Raw genomic sequence first — 22212 nt, 5'->3', positions numbered from 1 at the left:
AATTAACCAATTGCCGTGGATGAAACCGGCGGCAGCAATGGACCTTTGACGATGCGCTATGTGAGTACCCGCGGGGATGTGCCCGTGCTTGGATTTGCCGATGCGGTGCTGGCGGGGCTGGCCCGCGACGGCGGGCTTTATGTGCCGCAGACATGGCCGCAGTTTTCGGCAGCCGAGATCCGCGCCATGCGCGGCCTGCCCTATGCGGACCTCGCCATCCGCGTGCTGACGCCCTTCCTCGGCGGCGAGATCGCCGCACCCGTCTTCGAGCGCCTGGTGCGAGAAGCCTATGCCACCTTCCGCCACCGGGCCGTCTGCCCGCTGGTGCAGACCGGCGCCAACACGTTCATCCTCGAGCTCTTCCACGGTCCGACGCTGGCCTTCAAGGACGTTGCCATGCAGCTGCTTGCCCGGCTGATGGACCATGTACTGACTGAGCGTGGCCAGCGCGCCACCATCGTCGGCGCGACCTCGGGTGACACTGGCGGCGCCGCCATCGATGCCTTCGCCGGCCGCGACCGAACTGACATTTTCGTGATGTTCCCGCATGGCCGCGTCTCGCCGGTGCAGCAGCGGCAGATGACGACATCGACTGCCGCCAACGTCCAGGCGCTGGCGATCGAAGGCAATTTCGACGATTGCCAGGGCCTGCTGAAGGATATGTTCAACGATCATCGTTTTCGTGATCGCGTGTCGCTGTCGGGCGTCAATTCGATCAACTGGGCCCGCATCATGGCCCAGATCGTCTATTATTTTTCCTCGGCGCTTTCGCTCGGCGCGCCGGACAGGCCGGTCTCCTTTACCGTGCCGACCGGCAATTTCGGCGACATTTTCGCCGGTTACGCCGCCAAGAAGATGGGCCTGCCGATCGAGCGGCTGATCGTCGCCACCAACGACAACGACATATTGGCGCGCACTTTCGCGACCGGTGAATACCGCACCAAGGGTGTGTTTGCGACGACGTCGCCATCGATGGACATCCAGGTATCGTCGAACTTCGAGCGACTGCTGTTCGAGGCCTGCGACCGTAACGCAGAGACGGTGCGGCGTTACATGGCCGGCCTCAAGCAATCCGGCGCCTTCACCATCGAAACCGCAGAAATCGACCGGATGCGGTCCGAATTCGACGCCGGACGCGCTGATATGGACGAGGTTGCCGCCACCATCCGTTCAACGCTCGAATCCAGCAATTATCTGCTCGATCCGCACACGGCCGCGGCCGTGCATGTCGCCGCCGGCAAGGCTGACGGTGCAGTGCCGATGGTGGTGCTGGGCACGGCGCACCCGGCCAAGTTCCCGGCCGCGGTCGAAGCCGCCTGCGGCGTGTCGCCGGCCCTGCCGGCATGGCTGGGGTCCTTGATGTCAGCCGACGAAAAGTACACGGTACTTCCATCCGACCTGAAAATGGTGGAAGATTACGTGAGCCGCCACTCAAGGGCAGCGCGTTAGGGAGTACTTGCCATATGGGTGTTGAGGTAAGCCGTCTGTCGAACGGCCTGACAGTCGCCACCGAAACCCTTCCAAGCCTCGAATCCGTTGCCCTTGGCGCCTGGGTCAAGTCCGGCGCCCGCAATGAGCGTGACGACGAGCACGGAATGGCCCATCTGCTCGAGCATATGGCCTTCAAGGGTACGAAAAGGCGGACGGCCTTCGAGATCGCCTCGGAAATCGAGGATGTCGGCGGCGAGATCAATGCCGCCACATCAGTCGAGACGACGTCCTATTACGCCAGGGTGCTGTCCGACGATGTGCCGCTGGCGGTGGATATCCTTGCCGATATCCTGCAGGAGTCCGAATTCGACCCGGAGGAACTGGAGCGCGAGCAGCATGTGATCCTGCAGGAGATCGGCGCCGCGCACGACACGCCCGACGACATCGTCTTCGACCGTTTCACCGAGACCGCCTTCCGCCACCAGACGATCGGCCGCTCGATCCTCGGCACGCCGGAAACCGTCAAATCCTTCACCTCCAAACAGCTGCATGATTTCATCGAGCGCCAGTATGGCGCCGAGAAGATGGTGATCGTCGCGGCCGGCGACATCAAGCATGACAATTTCGTGCGCGAGGTCGAAAAGCAGCTCGGCGGTTTCCGCAGCAAGTCCGACAGCACGATGCCGCAATATGCGCAGTATGTCGGCGGCGATTTCCGCGAGGATCGCGACCTGATGGACGCGCAGATCGTGCTCGGCTTCGAAGGCCGAGCCTATCATGTGCGCGATTTCTACGCTTCGCAGGTGCTGTCGATGATCCTCGGCGGCGGCATGTCGTCCCGGCTGTTCCAGGAGGTCCGCGAAAAGCGTGGCCTGTGCTATTCGGTCTATGCCTTCCACTGGGGTTTTTCCGATACCGGCATCTTCGGCGTTCATGCCGCGACCGGGCAGAGCGACATTGCCGAACTGGTGCCGGTCATTATCGACGAGCTGCAGAAGGCCGGCGAGAATATCCTTCAGGAAGAGCTCGACCGCGCCCGCGCGCAATATCGCGCCGGCCTGATCATGTCGGCTGAAAGCCCGGCCAGCCGCGCCTCGCAGATCGCCAGGCAGCTGCTTCTGTTCGGCCGGCCGATCGCCAAGGAGGAGTTGATGGAACGGCTGTCGGCGCTGACCGTCGAGCGGCTGACCGACCTTTCGTCCCGGCTGTTTTCGACCAAGCCGACGCTGACTGCGGTTGGACCGGTGGGTACGCTCGCGCCCTATGAGGCGATTCTCGATTCGCTTGCGGGCACGCACACCACGGCCCGCAAGCTCGCCGTCTAAGCCTTCAAGCGCCGGTGTTCGCGCTCCCTTTCTTTCGCCGTGACCTGCCGGCACTGAAAGGCGACCGGGTCATGCTGCGCGTGCCCTACACCAACGACTATCGCGAATGGTCGGCGGTGCGCGGCGAAAGCCGTGCCTTCCTCGAACCGTGGGAGCCGCGCTGGACGCCCGATGAACTCGACCGCACCGCCTGGCGGCTGCGCATCGGCCGCTACCGCGAAGACTATGCGCAGGGAACCGCCATCGCCTTCTTCATCTTCGAGAAGGCGAGCGGCAAGCTTGCAGGCGGCATTACGCTCGGCAATATCCGCCACGGCGTCTCGCAAAGCGGCCATGTCGGCTACTGGATCGGGGAGCGGTTCGGCGGCCGCGGCCTGATGACCGACGCGGTCAAGGTGGTCTGCCGCTTCGCCTTCGATACGCTGAGGTTGCACCGGATCGAAGCTGCCTGTATTCCCGACAATGTCCGGTCGATCCGCGTGCTTGAAAAAGCCGGATTCCGGCGCGAAGGACTTCTGCGATCCTACCTCAGGATCAACGGCATCTGGCAGGACCACTACCTCTACGCCCGGATCGCGGACGATCCGCCGGGCGCTGGAACGAAGGACTGATTTTTGACGAATTTCCTGCGAAACGGGTCGCTGTTGGCCTTTGTTCTGGCGGTTGTCGTCACGCTTTGCGCGGCGCTCCCGGCCTTCGCCGTCGAACCGATCAAGATTGCCCGCGACGATGTCGCGCTCGACCTGTCGCGCGCCGTCCAGATCTACGTCAATCAGGGCGAAAACTTCCAGGTGTCGACCGCGCCCGGTCCCGACGGCATCGTGCGGCGCATCGAGGTCGAGGCCAATGACGCGCGCTCGAGCGGCGACTGGGCGGTGTTCGCGCTCGCCAACACCACCGACCAGCAGCTCGACCGGCTGATCGTGGCGCCGCATTTCCGGCTGGTGAATTCCGGCATCTTCTGGCCCGATCTCGGCGCCACCCGCATCGCCGCGATCACCCCCAGCGAGGGCTTCGCGCTCGACCGCCAGTCAAGCTCCGACGCCGACGTGTTCCGGGTGACGCTGAACCCGGGAACGGTGATCACCTTCATCGCCGAACTCGCCTCGCCGAAGCTGCCGCAGGTCTATCTATGGGAGCCGGAAGCCTACAAGGACTCGGTCAATTCCTATACGCTGTTCCGCGGCATCGTTATCGGCATCGCCGGGCTGCTGGCGCTCTTCCTGACCATCCTTTTCGTCGTCAAGGGAACCTCGATGTTTCCGGCGACAGCCGCACTTGCGTGGGCGGTACTTGCCTATATCTGCGTCGATTTCGGCTTTCTAAACAAGATCATAGAGATATCGCCCGGGAACGAGCAGATGTGGCGGGCGGGAACGGAGGTGGCGCTTGCGGCGACCTTCGTGGTGTTCCTGTTCGCCTATCTCAACCTCAACCGGTGGCACGGCCATTTCAGCTATGGCGCGCTGGTCTGGATCCTCGGTCTGGTGCTGATTGCGGGTGTGGCCATCATCGATCCGGCCGTCGCCGCCGGTATTGCCCGGCTGTCCTTTGCCGCCACCGCGCTGACCGGGCTCGGCCTCATCATCCTGCTCGGTCTTCGTGGTTACGACCGTGCGATCATGCTGGTGCCCAGTTGGGTGATGGTGCTGCTATGGCTGTGCGGGTCGTGGATGGCAATCACCGGCATGCTCGACAACGACATCGCCCAGCCGGCATTGGGCGGCGGGCTGATCCTGATCATCCTTTTGATCGGCTTCACCGTCATGCAGCATGCCTTTGCCGGCGGCGCGCTGCATCAGGGCCTGTTCTCCGATCTTGAGCGCCAGGCGCTGGCCGTCGCCGGCTCCGGCGACACGGTGTGGGACTGGGACGTGCTGCGCGACCGCGTCGTCACCAAGCCCGACGTCAGCATCCAGCTTGGCCTGGCGCCCAACAGCCTGGGGGGTGCGGCCCGCAACTGGCTGCCGGTGCTGCATGCCGACGACCGCGACACGTTCCGCACCACCCTCGACGTGGTGCTCGAACATCGGCGCGGCCGGGTCTCGCAGAATTTCCGCCTGCGCGGCGCCGACGGGCACTACCACTGGTTCTTGCTTCGGGCGCGGCCGGTGATCGGCTCGGACGGCGAAGTGATTCGCTGCGTCGGCACCATGGTCGACGTCACCGAGCAGAAAAAGTCCGAGGAAAGGCTGCTGCACGATGCCGTTCACGACAATCTGACCGGCCTGCCCAACCGCGAACTTCTGATGAACCGGCTGGAAGCCATCATCTCGATCGCGCGCACCGAAGAGAAGGTGCGCCCGACCGTCTTCGTCATCGACATCGACCGTTTCAAGCAGGTCAATGACGGGCTTGGCATCTCGGCCGGCGACACCATCCTGCTCACCATTGCGCGCCGCTTGCACCGGCTGTTGAAACCGAAGGATTCGCTGTCGCGCTTTGCCGGTGACCAGTTCGCCCTGATGCTGCTCTCCGAACAGGAACCCTCCCGCATCGCGGCGGTGGCAGACGCCATCAAGCACGCCATCAACAACCCGATCACCTTCGCCAAGCGCGAGATCGTGCTGACTGCCTCGATCGGCCTGATCACCTGGACCTCGGCGCAGACTTCGGCAGAAGACATGGTCAAGGACGCCGAGCTTGCCATGCACCAGGCCAAGCGCTTCGGCGGCGACAGGATCGAGCCGTTCCGGCCGGCCTTCCGCACCGTCGGCACCGACCGGCTGCAATTCGAATCCGATCTGCGCCGCGCCATCGAGCGGCGCGAATTCACCCTTGCCTACCAGCCGATCGTGCGGCTGGAGGACGGCAGCATTGCCGGCTTCGAAGCGCTGCTGCGTTGGGACCATCCGCGCCGCGGCATGATCCCGCCCGGCGATTTCATTCCGGTCGCCGAAAGCTGTGGCCTGATCGTGCAGCTTGGGCTGTTTGCCATGCAGCAGGCGGCTGAAGACCTCGCCGGCTGGCAAAAGCAGATCGGCGACACCCCGCTGTCGGTGTCGGTCAATCTGTCCAGCCGCCAGCTGATCCGCCGCGACCTGGTCAGCGATGTCCGCTCGGTCATCGCCCGCGCCAATCTGAAGCCGCGCTGCTTCCGGCTCGAACTTACCGAATCGCTGGTCATGGACAATCCAGAGCAGACCTCGCATGTGCTGACCAAACTCAAGCAGCTCGGCATCGGCCTGTCGCTGGACGATTTCGGCACCGGCTATTCCTCGCTCGCCTATCTGACCCGCTTCCCCTTCGACACCATCAAGATCGACAAGAGCTTCGTCGACGACGCGACGCCGAAGCGGGCGGTGCTGCTCAAATCCATGGTCAACATGGCGCATGAACTCGGCCTGTCGGTGGTGGCCGAGGGCATTTCCGACGAAAGCGATGCGCTGGAATTGCGCCAGATGGGCTGCGAATATGTGCAAAGCTTCATGTTCGGCGCGCCGATGCCAGGCGACCAGGTGCTGAAGGCGTTGAAAGAGCAGTACCCGATGACGCAGGCGTGACGGGTGAGGCATGCGTCGTGCAGGCGCGTGGTCACATTGGAATGAACCCCTGAAGCGACCGCGCCTTGGTCATCCTGGGGCGAAGCAAGGAGCGCAGCGACGCGGCGCAGACCTTAGGATGGCGAAAGTGGCGGGCGGCTTCGGCTAGTCGCGAAGGTTCGGCGGAACGTCGGCGAAGGCGAGGCCTCAGGCGTGCCCCGCGGCCAGGCTCAAATGCGCCAGATCAATCCCGATCGATGCCAGGATGCGGTCGTACTTCCGCTCGATGTCGGCGTCGAACAGCAGCTCCGGCGTGGCCGGACAGGTCAGCCAGCCATTCTCGGCGATCTCGGTTTCCAGCTGGCCGGCGCCCCAGCCGGAATAGCCGAGCGCCATCAACGCGCGCCGCGGGCCGCGGCCGGACGAGATGGCGCGCAATATGTCGACCGTCGCGGTCAGGCAGATATCGTCGGAGACGGTGAGCGAGGATTCCACCCGGTAGTCGCCCGAGTGCAGGACGAAGCCGCGGCTGCGGTCCACCGGGCCGCCATTGCGCACGACGAAGTCGCGGGCCTGCGCCGGCAGCCTGATCGCCTCCTGCTCGTTCATGATGCCGAGCTGCACCAGAAGATCGGGAAACAGCATCTGTTGCGTCTGGTTGATGATCAGGCCCATGGCGCCTTCATCGCTGTGCGCACAGATGTAGATGACCGAGCGCGTGAAGCGATCGTCCTTCATGCCGGGCATGGCAATCAGAAACTGGTCGTCAAGAAAGCCGCGTCCACCGGCTGTCTTTTTGTGGCGCAACAAGTCCATGGACGGGAGCGTAACGCGTTTCCGGGACGCCGAAAAGATGCGCCGCGTGCGATTCGGCCAAAGCCCAACGGTTGGAACAACGGAATCTTGACTGCGAACTTCACTCGGCCGATTGCTTGAAGCCAACTGTTCCTTGCCCGAAGGTCACGCAAATATGATACGCAGAGCGCCATGAAAACATTGCGCGGCCATGAACTGACGATCAAATCAACGCCATGCAAAGCTTGAAAATCCTGCTGCTCGGTATTGCTATCGGATGCGGAGCAGTCCTGCCCGCCGCCGCCTCCTCGTCGGAATGGTACAACAGCGAAGGCGGCAAGGTGCGGCTGGTGACAACAGGCAAGGCCGACGAGGCCGGTCGCATACAGGGCGTGCTCGACATCGCGCTCAAGCCCGGCTGGAAAACTTATTGGCGCGATCCGGGCGACGCCGGCGTGCCGCCGCAGATCGACGTTTCGGCCAGCACCAACATCACCGATGCGGCGTTTTCCTTCCCGCCGCCGCAGCGCCATGACGACGGCTACGGCAAATGGGCCGGCTACAACCATCCGGTCTCGCTGCCGGTGACATTCACTTTGTCGTCGCCTGGGGATGCGGCCGTCATCGATGCCGACATCTTTCTTGGCATCTGCGAGACGATCTGTATTCCGGTGCAGACGCGGCTGAGCGTCGATCCCGCCGCCGATCCCGACAATGCCGAGGATGCGGCGCTGGTGAAGGCTGCACTCGCCACCTTGCCCGCGCCTGCCAAGCCCGATTTCGGGATCAAGGTGCTGCCGGGCGACCATGAGACGCTGATGGTCGAGGCGACTTTTCCCGGAGATCCGGAGGCGGCGGATTTATTCGTCGCCGGGGGACGCGATTATATGTTCGGGGCGCCTGCACGCAGCGAAAAGGACGGCCGGCTGGTATTTACCATTCCGATCCTCGACCGGCCGTCGACGACACCGACCGATGGCGGGTTGTATTACACCCTGACAAGTGCCGAAGGCGCAGTCGAGGGCGTTCTGCCGTTCCCCTGATACCGAACCCGATCAGGGCTTTCCCTTGATCCAGGCCTTGTCGGCGGTTGCGGGAGATGCCCGATTTCGCTATCGCAAGAAACCTTCCCTGCTTTTCACACGAGGACCATCATGACGATTGCCGTTGGCGACAAACTGCCCGATGCGACCTTCAAGGAAATGACCGCCGACGGCGCCAAGGTGATCACCTCGGCCGAGATTTTCGCGGGCAAGAAGGTCGTGCTGTTCGGCGTTCCAGGCGCCTTCACGCCGACCTGCAGCAACAATCATCTGCCGGGCTATCTCGAGAACCACGATGCCATCCTGGCCCGCGGCGTCGACACCATCGCCGTCGTGTCCGTCAACGATGTCCATGTCATGGGCGCCTGGGCGAATTTCACCGGCGGTCAAGGCAAGATCCTCTATCTCGCCGACGGCAATGGCGACTTCGCCAAGTCGATCGGCCTCGACTCCGACTATTCCAGCGGCGGCATGGGATTGCGCTCGAAGCGCTTCTCGATGATCGTCGACAACGGCAAGGTCACGGCGCTCAATGTCGAGACCAAGCCAGGAGTCGACACGTCGGGTGCCGCTCACATTCTGAGCCAGCTCTAAACCGCGGCCGCCTCGGCTCATGAGCGCCATGGCCTGACGACCACGCGCTTCCGGCCGGATTGCCTGCTTTGGGGGACATCGACGATGTTTGACATCATCTGGCGCAGCATTGCGATCGGCATCGGCGCCACCGTGCTGATGGATCTTTGGGCGCTGTTCCTGCATCTGGCGCTCAGTCAGCCGCGACCGAACTGGGGGCCGCCCGGCCGCTGGGTCTGGCACCTTAGGGAAGGCAAGGTTTTCCACGACGATATCGCCCAAGCAGCACCCTATGCGCATGAGCAGGCGCTGGGCTGGGCTTTCCACTATGTCACCGGCATCGTCTACGGCTTCATCCTGGTGGCGCTGGTGGGCACGGCATGGCTGGACGCACCGACCTTTCTGCCGGCCTTCATCCTCGGCATGGTCACCATCAGCGCCGGCTGGTTCCTGCTAGCGCCGGGCATGGGCGCCGGCTGGGCTGCCTCAAAGCGCCCCAACGCGATGCAGATCCGCGCCTTCAACGTGATCTCGCACACGGTGTTCGCGCTCGGCCTCTACGGCACGGCCCTGCTGATCCGCTGAGGACAGGTTCTATTCGCGCGGCTTCATCGCGGCAACGGTATCGATGATCTCCTGACATCCGCTTTAGCGCGGCGCCAGACTAGCTATCGGCCGCCAGCCGTGGACGACGCGGCGCGTGCCGACATCATAGGCGAAGTAATTACCACCGCCGGCCGGCTGATCCGCCTCGCGGCTGATTGCGCGGCCGCTGAGCGAGAGCAGCAAGAGCGTTCCTACGCCGCCATGGCCGACGAAGGCAATGTCGCCGCCATCCGCAGCACCCAGCACCGTTTCGACCTCGCTGACAATGCGTTGTTGGGCATCGATGGCCCGCTCCCAGCCGCGGATGCTTTTGTGCGGGTTGGCGAAGAACTGGTCGGCGACCGCCTCGAACTCCGGCGGCGGCAGGAAGCCGGTTGCCGACCGATCGTTCTCGTGCATGCGCTCCCGCACCTCGACCGCGAGGCCGAGGTGTTTGCCAAGGATCTCGGCGGTTTCGATCGCCTTGCGTTCGGCCGACGAGACGACCCGCCGGATCGACCCGACCCATGGCTGCTCGAGCATGGCTGATGCTCGAGCCCGTCCGATCTCGGACAGCCCCCAGTGCGGCACGGGAACGTTGGCATCGATCTGAACCTGGGGATGGGCGATGTAGTATACGATCGGCATGAGTGAGGTCTCCTGCCGGTAGCTTGAGCTCAATAGCTCTGGGTCGAGCGCCGTGCCCGTGGCGCCGCAGGCTGCTTCTCGGATGCCGCCGGCTTCAGCGCCGCTTTCGGCGCCGCAGGTTTGGCTGAGCCCCTCTTGAACGGCGCCATGCCTTCCCTTGCGAGTTCGTCGGCGCGTTCGTTCTCGGTGTGGCCGGCATGGCCCTTGACCCAGTTCCAGGTCACCTTGTGGCGCCGATTGGCCTCATCCAGCGCCTGCCACAGTTCACCGTTCTTGACCGGCTTCTTGTCAGCGGTCTTCCAGCCGTTTTTCTTCCAGCCGTGGATCCATTTGGAGATACCGTCCATGACATATTTGCTGTCGGTGTGAAGCTCGACGGCGCACGGCTCCTTCAGCGCATTCAGCGCCGAGATGGCGGCCAGCAGCTCCATGCGGTTATTGGTCGTCTCGGCCTCGCCGCCCGACAATTCCCTGGTCTTGCCGTTGAAGCGCAGGATGGCGCCCCAGCCGCCGGGACCGGGATTGCCCGAGCAGGCACCGTCGGTGAAGATTTCAACCTGCTTGGTCATGTCAGTCCGTATTCCGAAGGCGACTTGATCGCGCGGTGGAAGCGCATGCGGCGGATATATTCGGTCGGATCGCGCTTCATGACCAGCCCGCCCTCGGGAACGGTCAGCCAGTCATAGAGCCGAGTCAGCATAAAGCGCAGCGCCGAGCCGCGCGAAAGCATCGGCAGCGCTGCTTTCTCGCCATCGCTCAAAGGCCGCACGCTCTGATAGCCGGCCAGCAGCGCCGTGCCTTTGGTCAGGTTGAAGGAGAAATCCTTCTCGAAACACCAGGCGTTGAGACAGGTGGCGACGTCATAGGCGTAGAGGTCGTGGCAGGCGAAATAGAAGTCGATGAGGCCGGACAGTTTCTCGCCGAGGAAGAAGACATTGTCGGGAAACAGATCGGCATGGATGATGCCTGCCGGCAGGCCCTGCGGCCAATGGCGTTCGAAATCCGCGAAATCCGCGTCGACCTCGGCCGCCAGTCCCGGCTCGACCTCGTCGGCTCGGTCGCGCGAGGCATTCCAGAGTTTGCGCCAGCCCTCGATGGCCAGTGCGTTGTCACGCGTCATCGCAAAATCCTGCCCGGCCAAATGCAGTGCGGCGAGGGACTTGCCGACCTCCGCGCAATGCGCCGCTGTCGGCCGCCGCAGCGACAGGCCTTCGAGGAAGGTGATGATGACCGCGGGCCGGCCGGCCAGCGTGCCGATGACGGTGCCGTCATGCGCGGTCACCGGCAGCGGACAGGAAATGCCTTTGCGGGCGAGATGGCCCATCAGGCCGAGGAAGAACGGCAGGTCGGCCTTGTCGACGCGCTTCTCGTAGAGCGTCAGTATGTAAGAGCCGCTTGAGGTGTGCAGCAGGAAATTCGAATTCTCCGTGCCTTCGGCGATACCCTTGTAGGACAAGAGTTCGCCGACTGGATATGCCCTCAGGAACGCGCCGAGTTCGCCCTCATTGACGTCGGTGTAGACCGCCATGGCCTGTTCACGCGGCTCCGTTGACGAAGGCCATGTCGGCCCGCGTCAGTTCTACATCGCGCAGAACCCGCATGACTGGAAAATCCTCCGTTTCGGTGGCCGTGATCGCCAGGTCGATGTTCACCTCGAAGCGCTGGCGGAAGGCGTCGATGATCTCGTCGACGATGATCTCCGGCGCCGACGCGCCGGCAGACAGGCCGAGCGTCGAGATATTTGTGATGTCATTCCACGGAATTTCGGCGGCGCGCTGTACGAGAAGCGACATGGTGGCGCCGGCGCGCTCCGCCACTTCGACAAGACGGCGCGAATTGGAGGAATTGGGCGCACCGACGATCAGATAGAGATCGGCGCCGGCGGCGGTTTCCTTGACCGCTTCCTGGCGGTTGGTGGTGGCGTAGCAGATCGATTCGGCGGCCGGTGCATGCAGTTGCGGGAAGCGCTCCTGCAGCACCCGCAATATGCCGGCAGTGTCTTCGACCGACAACGTTGTCTGGCTTACGAAGCCGAGCGCTTCCGGGTCGGCGGGGGCAAAGGTCCCAGCGTCGGCTTCGGTCTCGATCAGCGTGACGGCGCCTTCAGCCAGTTGGCCCATGGTGCCGATCACTTCGGGATGGCCGGCATGGCCGATCAGAAGCACATGGCGGCCGAGCCGCTGATGGCGCATCGCCTGCTTGTGCACCTTGGACACCAGCGGGCAGGTGGCGTCGAGATAGAAGAGCTCGCGTGCCTTGGCGTCGGCCGGCACCGATTTCGGCACGCCGTGGGCCGAGAAGACAACCGGCGACTTGCGGTGCTCGGCCGGGATTTCCGAGAGTTCCTCGATGAAAACCGCGCCAAGGCTTTGCAGGCCCTCGACGACATAGCGGTTGTGCACGATCTCGTGGCGGACATAGACCGGCGCGCCGTATTTCTTCAACGCCAGCACGACGATCTGGATCGCGCGGTCGACACCGGCGCAAAAGCCGCGCGGCTGGCAGAGCCGGATCGTCAGCGGTGGTTTTGTGGCGGTCTGCAGCATGATTCCAGATCGGTTGATCGTATCGTGACGCGAAATGAGGTGTGCACCCCTGCCCTGTCAAGGGCAGTTGAGATCAGGTTGAATGGTCAACCTGATCTAACTCTTTGTTGGAGCATGATCTTGTCCGAAAACCGGTTCCCACTTTTCGGGATGATGCTCTGGATCATTCAGTCTTTGCCGGGCGGCGCAGCCTGATGATCAGAACCGCGGCAAGAGCCGCCGCCAGGCCATACCAGGTGAAGGCATATTGCAGATGAGAGTTCGGCAGGTCGATGATGGTGACGCCGCCGACCGGCAGCCCGCCCGGGTTCGGCGTCTTGTCGGCGTCGATGAAGATCGGCACCAGCACGGCGCCGGCCGGCAGGCCGGCACTCGCCGCCATGACATCACGTTCCTTCCAGTAGAAGATGTTCTTGGCCACGTCATTGTCGGGCAGCATCATCGACGGCTTGCCCGGCAGCGGGTTGCGCGCCAGGCCGGTGACCGTGACCTTGCCGGTCACCTGCCCTTGCGGCCGCTTGGCGGCATCCTTGAGATCATAGGGAACGAAGCCGCGGTTGATCAGGATATAGCGGCCATCGTCGAGGGCCAGCGGGGTGTAGACGTTGAAGCCGGCGTCGCCGTCCCAGGTGGCGTAGAAATGCCGCTCGCCGGAGTGCAGGAACGTCCCGCTGACGGTGACCGGCGTGTAGTCGACATCACCGGTTGCGGCGAATTCCTTCTCGACGTCCGCCAGCGGCTGCGGCGCTGAATGGGTGCGCTGGTCGATGGTCTGCAGAAGGGCTTCCTTCCAGTACAGGCGCTGCACCTGCCATGTGCCAAGCCCGAGCAGGATGACGAACACCACCAGGCCGAGGCCGAGCAGCAATGCCGTCTTCGGCCGCGAGCGGCCGGCGGGCTTGGTCAGTGCCTCGTTCATTGCCCCTGGTCCAGGCGGCCTTCGGCCGCCTTGTTGGCGTATTGAAGCGTCAGCAGCACCCCCTTGATCAGCCTCAGCGCCGTCAGGCACAGCGCCACGGCCAGCGGTATCCAGATGATGAAATGCAGCCACAGCGGCGGGCTCAGCTTCACCTCCACCCACAGCGCCAGCCCAACGACGATGAAGCCGATGATCAGGATGACGAACACCGCCGGGCCGTCGCCGGCATCGGCGTAGGAATAGTCGAGGCCGCAATTGTTGCAGCGCTTGCCGACGGCGAGGAAGCCGGAAAACAGCCGTCCTTCGCCGCAGCGCGGGCAGCGTCCGTGCAGGCCGGCCGAGATCGGCTCGATGGGTGGCCAGATCGCCCTGTCTTCACTCATGGATAGTCATGCTTTATGGCTCGATTTCGATCAGCGTTCCATCCGGCACCATAGTCCAGATTTCGTCCATGTCGCAGTCGGTAACCCCAATGCAGCCATCGGCCCAGTCGACCAATTGAAGCAGCCAGCCCGACCAGCCGAATCCGTTGGCCATTGATGGGCGCCGAAAAGAAGAAAGGCGACCGCGTTGCCGCGACCGCCCTTCTGATTTGTCGGTTCGGTGAAAGCCGTCAGTGGCCTTCGATCACCGCGCCGACCGATCCCCAGACGTAGATCGATGCGAACAGGAACAGCCAGACCACGTCGACGAAGTGCCAGTACCAGGCAGCCGCCTCGAAGCCGAAATGCTGCTTGGGCGTGAAGTCGCCTTTCCAGGCGCGGATCAGGCAGACCAGCAGGAAGATGGTGCCGATGATGACGTGGAAGCCATGGAAGCCGGTCGCCATGAAGAAGGTGGCGCCGTAGATGGAATCCTTGAAGCCGAACGGAGCGTGCATGTACTCGTAGGCCTGCACCATGGTGAACAGCATGCCGAGGCCGACGGTCAGCACCAGGCCGTTGATCAGGCCCTTGCGGTCGCCATGGATGAGCGAATGGTGCGCCCATGTCACCGTGGTGCCCGACAGAAGCAGGATGATGGTGTTGTAGAGCGGCAGATGGAACGGATCGAGGACTTCGAGACCCTTCGGCGGCCAGACGCCGCCAGTGAAAGCGGTGCGGGCGTAATTCTGCACTTCGCTCGGAAACAGGCTGGCATCGAAATAGGCCCAGAACCAGGCAACGAAGAACATCACTTCCGAAGCGATGAACATGATCATGCCGTAGCGCAGATGCAGCGACACGACGCGCGTATGGTGGCCCTCATGCGCTTCCTTGATGGTGTCCGACCACCAGGCAAACATCGTGTAGAGGACGATGACCAGGCCGATGAAGAACAGCCACGGATTGGCGATGTTGTGGCCGAAAATTGGAAAATCGCCGTTCTTGAGATACTGCATCAGGGCGACGCCGCCGACTGCAGTCACCAGCGCGCCGATCGACCCCAGGAAGGGCCACGGGCTCGGGTTGACGAGATGGTAGTCGTGTTGTGGTTTTGCGTGCGCGTCTGCCATATCAACCCCCGAGATTTGCTTCGGTATCTGAAACTTTGCTGCTGCTGTTCGGCGTCGATGACGCCACCGGCTTGTTCTTTTGGACCGGGAACATGGTGTAGGACAGGGTGATCGTCTTCAAGTCCTTCAGTTCCGGCACGTTGACGATATCGGGATCCACATAGAACACGACCGGCATGTCCAGCGTCTCGCCGGGCTTCAGCGTCGTGTCGGTGAAGCAGAAACACTCGACCTTGTTGAAGTAGGGGCCCGCCAGTTCCGGCTGCACGTTGAAGGTGGCGCGGCCGGTAACGGCGCGGTCGAACTTGTTGGTGGCGCTGTAATGCGCCTGCGTGGTCTCGCCGATCTTGATGGTGACCGAGCGGGCGACCGGCTGGAACTGCCAGGGAATGCCGTTGGTGTTGGCGTCGAAGCGCACGGTGATGTCGCGGTCGAGGATGCGGCCGGCATATTGCTTTTCGGCGCGCTGCGTCGTGCCGCCATAGCCGGTGGCCTGGCAGAACATCTTGTAGAGCGGCACCGCGGCGTAGGCCATCCCGATCATGCCGCCGAAAAAGGCGACGCAGACGGCGGCGACGACGCGGTTGGTGTTCTTCTTCCTGGGATCGGTCACGGTCTGGCGGGTCATCATCGGCCTCATCCGGTATGGCCGAATTTCACGATGGTCGCGACGTAGAAGATGACGACCAGAATCGCCAGCGCGACGCCGATCGCCGCCGAACGGTTGCGCCGCGCCTTCTTCTGGCTTTCGGTCAGCGTGACCAGTTCAAGCTTCTTGTCGATCATGGTCATGCTCCACCGATGGCCAAAGCGCGACCGACGACACAGTCGGCAAGATAGATGGCGAAGATGGCGAAGAGGTAGAGCAGCGAATAGGCGAACAGAGCCTTGGCCGGCTTCATGACGCGGTCGCTATCGGTCATGCACAGCACTTTCCAGGCATACCAGACGAAGCCGGCGCCGAGAGCCACTGATGCGACGCCATAGAAGGCGGTAGTGAAACCGAGCACCCAGGGCAGCACGCCGATCGGCGCCAGGATCAGGGCGTAGGCAAAGATCTGGCGGCGGGTCGAGGCCTGGCCGGCAACGTTCGGCATCATCGGGATGCCGGCCTTGGCGTAGTCGTCGGACTTGAACAGCGCCAGCGCCCAGAAGTGCGGCGGCGTCCACAGGAAGATGATCAGGAACAGGACGAGGCTTTCCAGGCTCACCGTTCCGGTCACCGCGGCCCAGCCGATGACCGGCGGGATGGCGCCGGCGGCGCCGCCGATGACGATGTTCTGCGGCGTCGAGCGCTTCAGCCACATCGTGTAGACGACGGCGTAGAAGAAGATGGTGAAGGCAAGCAGCGCCGCCGACAGCCAGTTGACCAGCACGCCCAGCGTCATCACCGACAGCACCGAAAGCACAAGGCCGAAGCTCAGGGCTTCGCCGGGCAGGATGCGGCCGGAGGGTACCGGGCGGCCGGCGGTCCGGCTCATTACTGCGTCGATGTCGGCGTCGTACCACATGTTGAGCGCACCAGAGGCGCCGGCGCCGATGGCAATGGCCAGGATGGCGATCACCGCCAGCAGCGGGTTGATGGTCACGGGTGCAGCGACCATGCCGACAAAGGCCGTGAACACCACCAGCGACATGACGCGCGGCTTCAGCAGGGCGAAGAAATCGCCCGACGTGGCTTCCGACATGCGAAAGCCCGCTTCGTCAATCATTGGGTCGTCGACAAGGGCCATGCGTACATAAGTCCAATCATTCCGTTGGCCGAAAACCGCCGGCGGGCCGGCGGTTTCGTATTCGGGCTGCCTTACTTGATCTTCGGCAGTTGTTCCCACTGGTGGAAGGGCGGCGGCGAAGGCAGCTGCCATTCGAGCGTCGTTGCACCCTCGCCCCACGGATTGGCGCCGGCGACGCGCTTCTTCTGGAAGGCCTCGAACACGCCATAGAGGAAGATCACCACGCCGACGGCCGATATATAGGAGCCGTAGGACGACACCATGTTCCAGCCGGCGAACGCGTCGGGATAGTCGATGGTGCGGCGCGGCATACCGGCGAGGCCGAGGAAATGCTGCGGGAAGAAGATCAAATTGACGCCGACGAAGGTGACCCAGAAGTGGGTGTTGGCGATCACCGGCGAGTACATATAGCCGGTCATCTTGGGGAACCAGTAGTACCAGCCGGCGAAGATGGCGAAGACCGCGCCAAGCGACAGCACATAGTGGAAGTGGGCAATGACGAAATAGGTGTCATGCAGCGAGCGGTCGAGGCCCGCATTGGCGAGCTGGACGCCGGTGACACCGCCGACCGTGAACAGGAAGATGAAGCCCAGCGCCCACAGCATCGGCGTCTTGAACGAGATCGAGCCGCCCCACATCGTCGCGATCCAGGAGAAGATCTTCACGCCTGTCGGCACGGCGATGACCATGGTGGCAAAGACGAAATAGCGCTGCGTGTCGAGCGACAGGCCGGTCGTGTACATGTGGTGCGCCCAGACGATGAAGCCGACGGCGCCGATCGCGACCATGGCGTAGGCCATGCCGAGATAGCCGAACACCGGCTTCTTCGAGAAGGTCGAGACGATGTGGCTGATGATGCCGAAGCCCGGCAGGATCAGGATGTAAACTTCGGGGTGACCAAAGAACCAGAACAGATGCTGGAACAGGATCGGATCCCCGCCGCCATCCGGGGCGAAGAAGGTGGTGCCGAAATTGCGGTCGGTAAGCAGCATGGTGATGCCACCGGCCAGAACCGGAAGCGACAAGAGCAGCAGGAAGGCGGTGATCAGAACCGACCAGGCAAATAGCGGCATTTTGTGCAGCGTCATGCCCGGCGCGCGCATGTTGAAAATGGTGGTGATGAAGTTGATGGCGCCGAGGATCGAGGACGCGCCGGCAATGTGGATCGACAGGATCGCCAGATCCATGGCCGGCCCGGGCTGGCCGGAGGTCGACAGCGGCGGATAGAGCGTCCAGCCGCCGCCAACGCCATAGGCGCCGGGCGCGCTCGGCATGAAAGCCGAAGCGATGAGCAGCAGGAAGGCCGGCGGCAGCAGCCAGAACGAGATGTTGTTCATGCGCGGGAAGGCCATGTCGGGGGCGCCGATCATGATCGGCACCATCCAGTTGGCGAAGCCGCCGATCAGCGCCGGCATGACCATGAAGAAGATCATGATCAGCGCGTGCGCGGTGCCAAAGGCGTTGTACATGCTCTTGCCGCCGTCGATGGCGGCATCGCCGTTCATGCCGTAGACCATCTGCGCCAGACCGGTGAAGATCTGGATGCCCGGCTCCTGCAGCTCCATGCGGATGACGACCGAAAGCGCGCCGCCGACGATGCCCGCGAAGATCGCAAAGATCAGGTAGAGCGTGCCGATGTCCTTGTGGTTGGTGGAGTACACCCACCGGACCCAGCCATGATAGGGCTTGTGGTCGTGGTCGTCGTGAGCTGCAGCTTCTGCCATGGTCGGCTCCGTTCCCTAATTCTTGCTAACCCGCGGCATCAATTGCCGGCGGCCGCTACCTTGTTGGTACCGTCGACCTCGGCCATCAGCGCCTTGTTGGCGCCGGGGAGGTCGGTCTTGGCTGCTGCCAGCCAGGTCTTGTACTGCGCATCGGATACGACGCGGACGGCGATCGGCATGAAGGCATGGTCCTTGCCGCAGAGCTGCGAGCACTGGCCGTAATAGATGCCTTCCTTTTCCGCCTTGAACCACGTCTCGTTGGTGCGGCCGGGAACCGCGTCCATCTTGATGCCGAAGGCCGGAACGGCAAAGGAATGGATCACGTCGGCTGCGGTAACCAGGACACGCGTCATGGTGTTGACCGGCACGACCAGCTCGTTGTCGACCGCCAGCAGGCGCGGATAGACCTTGCGGTCTTCCTTGCCGATCGCGGCGCGGTCGGCGTCCTGCAGGATGGCCGAGTTGAAGGAGAGCGTGTTCTCGGTCTGGTACTCATAGTCCCAGTTCCACTGATTGCCCGTTACCTTGACGGTCAGCTTGGCCTCTTCGGGCGGCGTGTACTGCGCCGTCAGCAGTTGGAACGAGGGAATGGCGATGAACAGCAGGACGACGACCGGCCCGACTGTCCAGATGATCTCGATCAGCGTGTTGTGACTGGTCTTTGACGGAACCGGGTTTTTGCTGGCGCGGAACCTGAAGATGCACCAGGCGAGAAGCGCCAGAACCAAAGCAGTGATCGGGACGACGAACCACATCGTGTAGTTCCCGAACCACTCGATCTGCCGCATCATGTCTGTCGCCGGCGGCTGAAAAGTCATCTCCCACGGCTGCGGCTGGGCCGCATGGGCGGAGGCACCGGCGAAAAATGCGGCGGCGGCGCCTGCCGTTGCCATCAATTTGGCGCTTGCTGGGAATTTTCTCATCGCCCTCTTCATCTCCCGGTTCGTCGCGATCGCGACGCAAGAATATCGAACAATGCCGGGATGGGAATCCCGGACAGTCCCAAGGGTGGTTCAAACCATACTCTATTTCCCTCCGCAAGAAAGGAGCGGGCGAAACCGTGCGGCATTTTTGCGCGCAAGTGCTGCCGCGCTGTTTCGACGGCCTCGTGGCCCGCGCGGGTCGTCGACAGACAGGCTATGCGGGCTTGTGTCCGGAATGCGCCCGACGGTCGCAATTCGGGCGAATTTGCTAGGGAAAAGCGCATTATTGCGCCTGCCGGGGCTGACCGGCGGTCGCCCTATCCTTTACTTGGCCTTGGCGCGGCTTAAAGTGCCGTGATTCGCAATGGAGCCGTCATGACCTCTTGGCTTTCGAGAAACGCTTGGCATTCGAAGAGCGCCTGGCATTCGAAAAGCGCTTGGCTTTCGAGAAGCGGGGCGAAGGTCGTTTTTCTCGCCGCCCTGATCGGTATCGGCTCGTCCGCAACCGGCGTCGCCAATGCAGCGCAGCCCAGCGGCACGGTCAAGTCAACGCATGGCGCGTGGTCGATCATCTGCGACACGCCGGCCGGCGCCACCTCGGAACAATGCGTGATGATGCAGAACGTCGTTGCCGAGGATCGCCCGGAAATGGGACTGTCCGTCGTCGTCCTGCGCACCGCCGACAACAAGGCCGAGATCCTGCGCGTGCTGGCCCCGCTCGGCGTTCTGCTGCCCAATGGCCTGGGCCTCAATGTCGACGGCAAGGATATTGGCCGCGCCTATTTCGTGCGCTGCTTCCAAGACGGCTGCTATGCCGAGGTCATTCTCGAAAAGCCGCTGCTCGATACGCTGAAGACCGGGACGTCGGCCACCTTCATCGTCTTCCAGACGCCGGAAGAAGGCATCGGCATCCCCGTCGACCTCAAGGGCTTCGCCGACGGTTTTGCCGCCCTGCCCTGAGCTTGATGCTTGCGAAACCGTCTTTCCTCACAATTCCCACGGGTTTGATCTTTGGCTGTGGGGGTCATCATGCGTGCTTGTTCTTTGCTTTTGTCGACCGGTCTAATCCTGACCGGCGCCGTTTCCGTCGCCTTTGCCGAGGATTCCGAAATCATCACGGCGCCCGATCCGGCCGTCATTTTCGAGCTTGCGAAAGGCTATGGCTCGGCCAAGATGGACAAGGACGACGGGGCGATCCGATGGTCTCGGGCCGGCTTCAGGGCATGAAATATGTCATCTACTTCTATGGCTGCGAAAACCATGAGAAGTGCAAGTCGATCCAGTTCTCCTCGGGCTATACCGACCCCTTCACGGCCGACCAGGCCAATGAATGGAACAAGAAATATCGCTGGGTGAAGGCCTTTTCGGGTGACGGGTCGAACTTCAAGATGGATGTCATGTTCAGGGGCGGGGCTACCCGCTCCTACCTGCTGCGGATCGTCATTGCGGATTGTGCAGGCGCGTCTTCGCGCCTACATCGTGGCAACACCATTCCTCCTGTGAGCGGACCTGCCATGAACAGCCTGACCGGCCAATTCGACATTTCAGATGATCGCATCAAGCGGATCGTCGCCGACACACTGAACGGCGCCGACGACGGCGAACTGTTCCTCGAATACAGCGAGAGCGAAGCGCTGATGTTCGACAATGGCAGGCTGAAGACCGCCAATTTCAACACCGACCAGGGTTTTGGCCTGCGCGCCGTGGCCGGCGAGGCCAGCGGCTACGCTCATTCCAGCGATCTTTCGGAGGCGTCGCTGCTGCGCGCCGCCGACGCCGTCTCGACAGTCAGGGGCGGCTATTCCGGCACGCTTGCCGCGGCACCCGCGCGCACCAACCGCCATCTCTATGGCGAGGAGAACCCGATCCCCTCGCCCTCCTTCGAGGTCAAGGCCAAGCTGTTGCAGGAAATCGACGCATGGCTGCGCGCCGAGGACCCGCGCGTGCGCCAGGTGACGGCCTCGCTCGCGGCGTCCTGGCAGCATGTCGAGATCGTGCGCGCCGACGGCCAGATCGTGCGCGACATCCGCCCGCTGGTCCGCATCAACGTTTCCGTCGTCGTCGGCGACGGCGACCGCCAGGAAAGCGGCTCCTATGGTATGGGCGGGCGCAAGGCGTTCGGCGAGTTCCTGGTCGAGGACGCCTGGAAGCATGCGGCCAGGGAGGCGCTCAGGCAGGCGCTGGTCAATCTCGAAGCCATTCCCGCGCCGGCCGGAACGTTCGACATCGTTTTGTCCAGCGGCTGGCCAGGCGTGATGCTGCACGAAGCCGTCGGCCATGGGCTGGAGGGCGACTTCAACCGCAAGAAGACCTCCGCCTTTGCCGGCCTGCTCGGCCAGCAGGTCGCCGCCAAGGGCGTTACCGTGGTCGATGACGGCACCATGCCGGAGCGGCGGGGTTCGCTGACCGTCGACGATGAAGGCACGCCTTCGGCCCGCAATGTGCTGATCGAGGACGGCAAGCTTGTCGGCTACATGCAGGACCGCCAGAACGCCCGGCTGATGGGCATGAAAGCCACGGGAAACGGCCGGCGCGAAGGCTATGCGCACCAGCCGATGCCGCGCATGACCAACACCTATATGACGGCGGGCGACATGGAGCCGGACGAGATCATCGCCTCGGTCAAGAACGGCATCTATGCCGTATCCTTCGGCGGCGGCCAGGTCGACATCACCTCAGGCAAGTTCGTGTTCGGCTGCACCGAGGCCTACATGATCGAAAACGGCAAGGTGACGCAGCCGATCAAGGGCGCCATGCTGATCGGCAACGGACCGGACGCCATGCACCGTGTGTCGATGATCGGCAACGACATGAAACTCGACACCGGCATCGGCATGTGCGGCAAGGCCGGACAAGGCGTGCCGGTCGGCGTCGGCCAGCCGCATCTCAGGATGAACCAGATGACGGTCGGCGGCACCAGGGTTTGAGCGAGGAGACGTCGGCGGGCTTGAATAGTTCCCCTCACAGGGATATCTTACCTTTGTCTTACA

24 protein-coding genes are annotated in these 22212 nt (G+C 63.0%); 10 read left to right on the top strand and 14 right to left on the bottom strand.

Annotated features, from left to right (window positions below):
- Positions 1–51 precede the first annotated feature (51 nt).
- The 4 genes from thrC to NKJ58_RS25665 are packed head-to-tail and all read left to right on the top strand — an operon-like array spanning position 52 to position 6259.
- Complete coding sequence (gene thrC, locus NKJ58_RS25680; protein WP_023740714.1) at positions 52–1449, top strand: threonine synthase; 1398 nt, start codon at positions 52–54, stop codon at positions 1447–1449.
- A gap of 14 nt (positions 1450–1463) precedes the next feature.
- A complete protein-coding gene (locus tag NKJ58_RS25675) occupies positions 1464–2756 on the top strand; it encodes a M16 family metallopeptidase (protein WP_023668402.1) in 1293 nt (430 codons plus the stop codon).
- Between the two features lie 14 nt (positions 2757–2770).
- The gene (locus tag NKJ58_RS25670) at positions 2771–3367 is read left to right on the top strand and encodes a GNAT family N-acetyltransferase (RefSeq protein WP_023668403.1); all 597 of its coding nucleotides are present in this window, start codon (positions 2771–2773) and stop codon (positions 3365–3367) included.
- Positions 3368–3370: 3 nt separating this feature from the next.
- Positions 3371–6259: an EAL domain-containing protein gene (locus NKJ58_RS25665; protein ID WP_023706671.1), complete on the top strand. Its 2889-nt coding sequence runs from the start codon at positions 3371–3373 to the stop codon at positions 6257–6259.
- A 186-nt stretch (positions 6260–6445) separates the two neighbouring features.
- On the opposite strand, the gene NKJ58_RS25660 is transcribed toward NKJ58_RS25665, so the two are convergent.
- On the bottom strand, positions 6446–7054 hold the full coding sequence (locus NKJ58_RS25660; protein WP_023668405.1) for a YqgE/AlgH family protein: 609 nt from the start codon (positions 7052–7054) through the stop codon (positions 6446–6448).
- Between the two features lie 215 nt (positions 7055–7269).
- Between NKJ58_RS25660 and NKJ58_RS25655 the strand changes: the two genes are divergently transcribed.
- From NKJ58_RS25655 to NKJ58_RS25645, 3 genes are all read left to right on the top strand, one after another.
- Positions 7270–8076, top strand: coding sequence for a protein-disulfide reductase DsbD domain-containing protein (locus NKJ58_RS25655; protein ID WP_023706670.1), 807 nt, complete (start codon positions 7270–7272; stop codon positions 8074–8076).
- A gap of 111 nt (positions 8077–8187) precedes the next feature.
- Positions 8188–8670: a peroxiredoxin gene (locus NKJ58_RS25650; RefSeq protein WP_023668407.1), complete on the top strand. Its 483-nt coding sequence runs from the start codon at positions 8188–8190 to the stop codon at positions 8668–8670.
- A gap of 84 nt (positions 8671–8754) precedes the next feature.
- A complete protein-coding gene (locus NKJ58_RS25645) occupies positions 8755–9234 on the top strand; it encodes a DUF2938 domain-containing protein (protein ID WP_352545015.1) in 480 nt (159 codons plus the stop codon).
- Positions 9235–9297: 63 nt separating this feature from the next.
- Here NKJ58_RS25645 and NKJ58_RS25640 read toward each other — a convergent pair whose 3' ends face one another.
- The 13 genes from NKJ58_RS25640 to coxB form a co-directional block, all read right to left on the bottom strand.
- Positions 9298–9882, bottom strand: a complete 585-nt coding sequence (locus tag NKJ58_RS25640; RefSeq protein WP_023727480.1) for a histidine phosphatase family protein — start codon at positions 9880–9882, stop codon at positions 9298–9300.
- Positions 9883–9911: 29 nt separating this feature from the next.
- Entirely contained in the window at positions 9912–10451 is a 540-nt protein-coding gene (rnhA, locus tag NKJ58_RS25635) for a ribonuclease HI (RefSeq protein ID WP_023727481.1), read from the bottom strand.
- Complete coding sequence (locus NKJ58_RS25630; protein ID WP_023727482.1) at positions 10448–11410, bottom strand: homoserine kinase; 963 nt, start codon at positions 11408–11410, stop codon at positions 10448–10450. Before NKJ58_RS25630 ends, rnhA begins: the two co-directional genes overlap by 4 nt.
- Before the next feature lie 7 nt (positions 11411–11417).
- Complete coding sequence (gene ispH, locus NKJ58_RS25625; protein WP_023692071.1) at positions 11418–12428, bottom strand: 4-hydroxy-3-methylbut-2-enyl diphosphate reductase; 1011 nt, start codon at positions 12426–12428, stop codon at positions 11418–11420.
- A gap of 163 nt (positions 12429–12591) precedes the next feature.
- The gene (locus tag NKJ58_RS25620; protein WP_352812334.1) at positions 12592–13347 is read right to left on the bottom strand and encodes an SURF1 family protein; all 756 of its coding nucleotides are present in this window, start codon (positions 13345–13347) and stop codon (positions 12592–12594) included.
- Positions 13344–13730: a DUF983 domain-containing protein gene (locus tag NKJ58_RS25615; RefSeq protein ID WP_023727484.1), complete on the bottom strand. Its 387-nt coding sequence runs from the start codon at positions 13728–13730 to the stop codon at positions 13344–13346. Before NKJ58_RS25615 ends, NKJ58_RS25620 begins: the two co-directional genes overlap by 4 nt.
- A 13-nt stretch (positions 13731–13743) precedes the next feature.
- Positions 13744–13884 carry a hypothetical protein gene (locus tag NKJ58_RS25610; RefSeq protein ID WP_023727485.1) on the bottom strand — a complete coding sequence of 47 codons (141 nt, stop codon included), beginning with the start codon at positions 13882–13884 and terminating at the stop codon, positions 13744–13746.
- 76 nt (positions 13885–13960) lie between these two features.
- Complete coding sequence (locus NKJ58_RS25605; protein WP_023668416.1) at positions 13961–14842, bottom strand: cytochrome c oxidase subunit 3; 882 nt, start codon at positions 14840–14842, stop codon at positions 13961–13963.
- Position 14843: 1 nt separating this feature from the next.
- Positions 14844–15470 carry a cytochrome c oxidase assembly protein gene (locus NKJ58_RS25600; protein WP_023727487.1) on the bottom strand — a complete coding sequence of 209 codons (627 nt, stop codon included), beginning with the start codon at positions 15468–15470 and terminating at the stop codon, positions 14844–14846.
- Positions 15471–15478: 8 nt separating this feature from the next.
- Positions 15479–15634 (bottom strand): cytochrome c oxidase system small membrane protein, encoded by a 156-nt coding sequence (locus NKJ58_RS25595; RefSeq protein WP_023668418.1) that lies wholly within the window; start codon positions 15632–15634, stop codon positions 15479–15481.
- Positions 15631–16575 carry a heme o synthase gene (locus tag NKJ58_RS25590; RefSeq protein ID WP_023668419.1) on the bottom strand — a complete coding sequence of 315 codons (945 nt, stop codon included), beginning with the start codon at positions 16573–16575 and terminating at the stop codon, positions 15631–15633. The genes NKJ58_RS25595 and NKJ58_RS25590 overlap by 4 nt, the downstream gene beginning before the upstream one ends.
- Positions 16576–16646: 71 nt before the next feature.
- Entirely contained in the window at positions 16647–18299 is a 1653-nt protein-coding gene (ctaD, locus tag NKJ58_RS25585) for a cytochrome c oxidase subunit I (protein WP_023668420.1), read from the bottom strand.
- A 38-nt stretch (positions 18300–18337) separates the two neighbouring features.
- The gene (coxB, locus tag NKJ58_RS25580; RefSeq protein ID WP_050485823.1) at positions 18338–19234 is read right to left on the bottom strand and encodes a cytochrome c oxidase subunit II; all 897 of its coding nucleotides are present in this window, start codon (positions 19232–19234) and stop codon (positions 18338–18340) included.
- Positions 19235–19597: 363 nt separating this feature from the next.
- On the opposite strand from coxB, the gene NKJ58_RS25575 reads away from it, so the two are divergent.
- The 3 genes from NKJ58_RS25575 to tldD all read left to right on the top strand — a co-directional run bounded on the left by NKJ58_RS25575 (position 19598) and on the right by tldD (position 22149).
- Positions 19598–20182, top strand: a complete 585-nt coding sequence (locus tag NKJ58_RS25575) for an invasion associated locus B family protein (RefSeq protein WP_023668422.1) — start codon at positions 19598–19600, stop codon at positions 20180–20182.
- A 69-nt stretch (positions 20183–20251) separates the two neighbouring features.
- Positions 20252–20449 (top strand): hypothetical protein, encoded by a 198-nt coding sequence (locus tag NKJ58_RS25570; protein ID WP_155923284.1) that lies wholly within the window; start codon positions 20252–20254, stop codon positions 20447–20449.
- Entirely contained in the window at positions 20446–22149 is a 1704-nt protein-coding gene (gene tldD / locus NKJ58_RS25565) for a metalloprotease TldD (protein WP_023816786.1), read from the top strand. The genes NKJ58_RS25570 and tldD overlap by 4 nt, the downstream gene beginning before the upstream one ends.
- Positions 22150–22212 lie beyond the last annotated feature (63 nt).

Origin of the sequence: Mesorhizobium sp. M0139 (assembly GCF_040322455.1) — a bacterium.
In the GTDB taxonomy this organism is placed as follows: domain Bacteria; phylum Pseudomonadota; class Alphaproteobacteria; order Rhizobiales; family Rhizobiaceae; genus Mesorhizobium.
Note: the sequence above shows the minus strand (reverse complement) of the source record. Positions and strands in the feature narration are given on the sequence as shown.

Coding starts and splice junctions, on each gene's coding strand:
- thrC (WP_023740714.1), top strand. CDS start 52: ATGCGCTATGTGAGTACCCGCGGGGATGTGCCCGTGCTTGGATTTGCC.
- NKJ58_RS25675 (WP_023668402.1), top strand. CDS start 1,464: ATGGGTGTTGAGGTAAGCCGTCTGTCGAACGGCCTGACAGTCGCCACC.
- NKJ58_RS25660 (WP_023668405.1), bottom strand. CDS start 7,054: ATGGACTTGTTGCGCCACAAAAAGACAGCCGGTGGACGCGGCTTTCTT.
- NKJ58_RS25655 (WP_023706670.1), top strand. CDS start 7,270: ATGCAAAGCTTGAAAATCCTGCTGCTCGGTATTGCTATCGGATGCGGA.
- NKJ58_RS25650 (WP_023668407.1), top strand. CDS start 8,188: ATGACGATTGCCGTTGGCGACAAACTGCCCGATGCGACCTTCAAGGAA.
- NKJ58_RS25645 (WP_352545015.1), top strand. CDS start 8,755: ATGTTTGACATCATCTGGCGCAGCATTGCGATCGGCATCGGCGCCACC.
- NKJ58_RS25640 (WP_023727480.1), bottom strand. CDS start 9,882: ATGCCGATCGTATACTACATCGCCCATCCCCAGGTTCAGATCGATGCC.
- rnhA (WP_023727481.1), bottom strand. CDS start 10,451: ATGACCAAGCAGGTTGAAATCTTCACCGACGGTGCCTGCTCGGGCAAT.
- NKJ58_RS25630 (WP_023727482.1), bottom strand. CDS start 11,410: ATGGCGGTCTACACCGACGTCAATGAGGGCGAACTCGGCGCGTTCCTG.
- ispH (WP_023692071.1), bottom strand. CDS start 12,428: ATGCTGCAGACCGCCACAAAACCACCGCTGACGATCCGGCTCTGCCAG.
- NKJ58_RS25620 (WP_352812334.1), bottom strand. CDS start 13,347: ATGAACGAGGCACTGACCAAGCCCGCCGGCCGCTCGCGGCCGAAGACG.
- NKJ58_RS25615 (WP_023727484.1), bottom strand. CDS start 13,730: ATGAGTGAAGACAGGGCGATCTGGCCACCCATCGAGCCGATCTCGGCC.
- NKJ58_RS25610 (WP_023727485.1), bottom strand. CDS start 13,884: ATGGCCAACGGATTCGGCTGGTCGGGCTGGCTGCTTCAATTGGTCGAC.
- NKJ58_RS25605 (WP_023668416.1), bottom strand. CDS start 14,842: ATGGCAGACGCGCACGCAAAACCACAACACGACTACCATCTCGTCAAC.
- NKJ58_RS25600 (WP_023727487.1), bottom strand. CDS start 15,470: ATGACCCGCCAGACCGTGACCGATCCCAGGAAGAAGAACACCAACCGC.
- NKJ58_RS25595 (WP_023668418.1), bottom strand. CDS start 15,634: ATGACCATGATCGACAAGAAGCTTGAACTGGTCACGCTGACCGAAAGC.
- NKJ58_RS25590 (WP_023668419.1), bottom strand. CDS start 16,575: ATGGCCCTTGTCGACGACCCAATGATTGACGAAGCGGGCTTTCGCATG.
- ctaD (WP_023668420.1), bottom strand. CDS start 18,299: ATGGCAGAAGCTGCAGCTCACGACGACCACGACCACAAGCCCTATCAT.
- coxB (WP_050485823.1), bottom strand. CDS start 19,234: ATGAAGAGGGCGATGAGAAAATTCCCAGCAAGCGCCAAATTGATGGCA.
- NKJ58_RS25575 (WP_023668422.1), top strand. CDS start 19,598: ATGACCTCTTGGCTTTCGAGAAACGCTTGGCATTCGAAGAGCGCCTGG.
- NKJ58_RS25570 (WP_155923284.1), top strand. CDS start 20,252: ATGCGTGCTTGTTCTTTGCTTTTGTCGACCGGTCTAATCCTGACCGGC.
- tldD (WP_023816786.1), top strand. CDS start 20,446: ATGAAATATGTCATCTACTTCTATGGCTGCGAAAACCATGAGAAGTGC.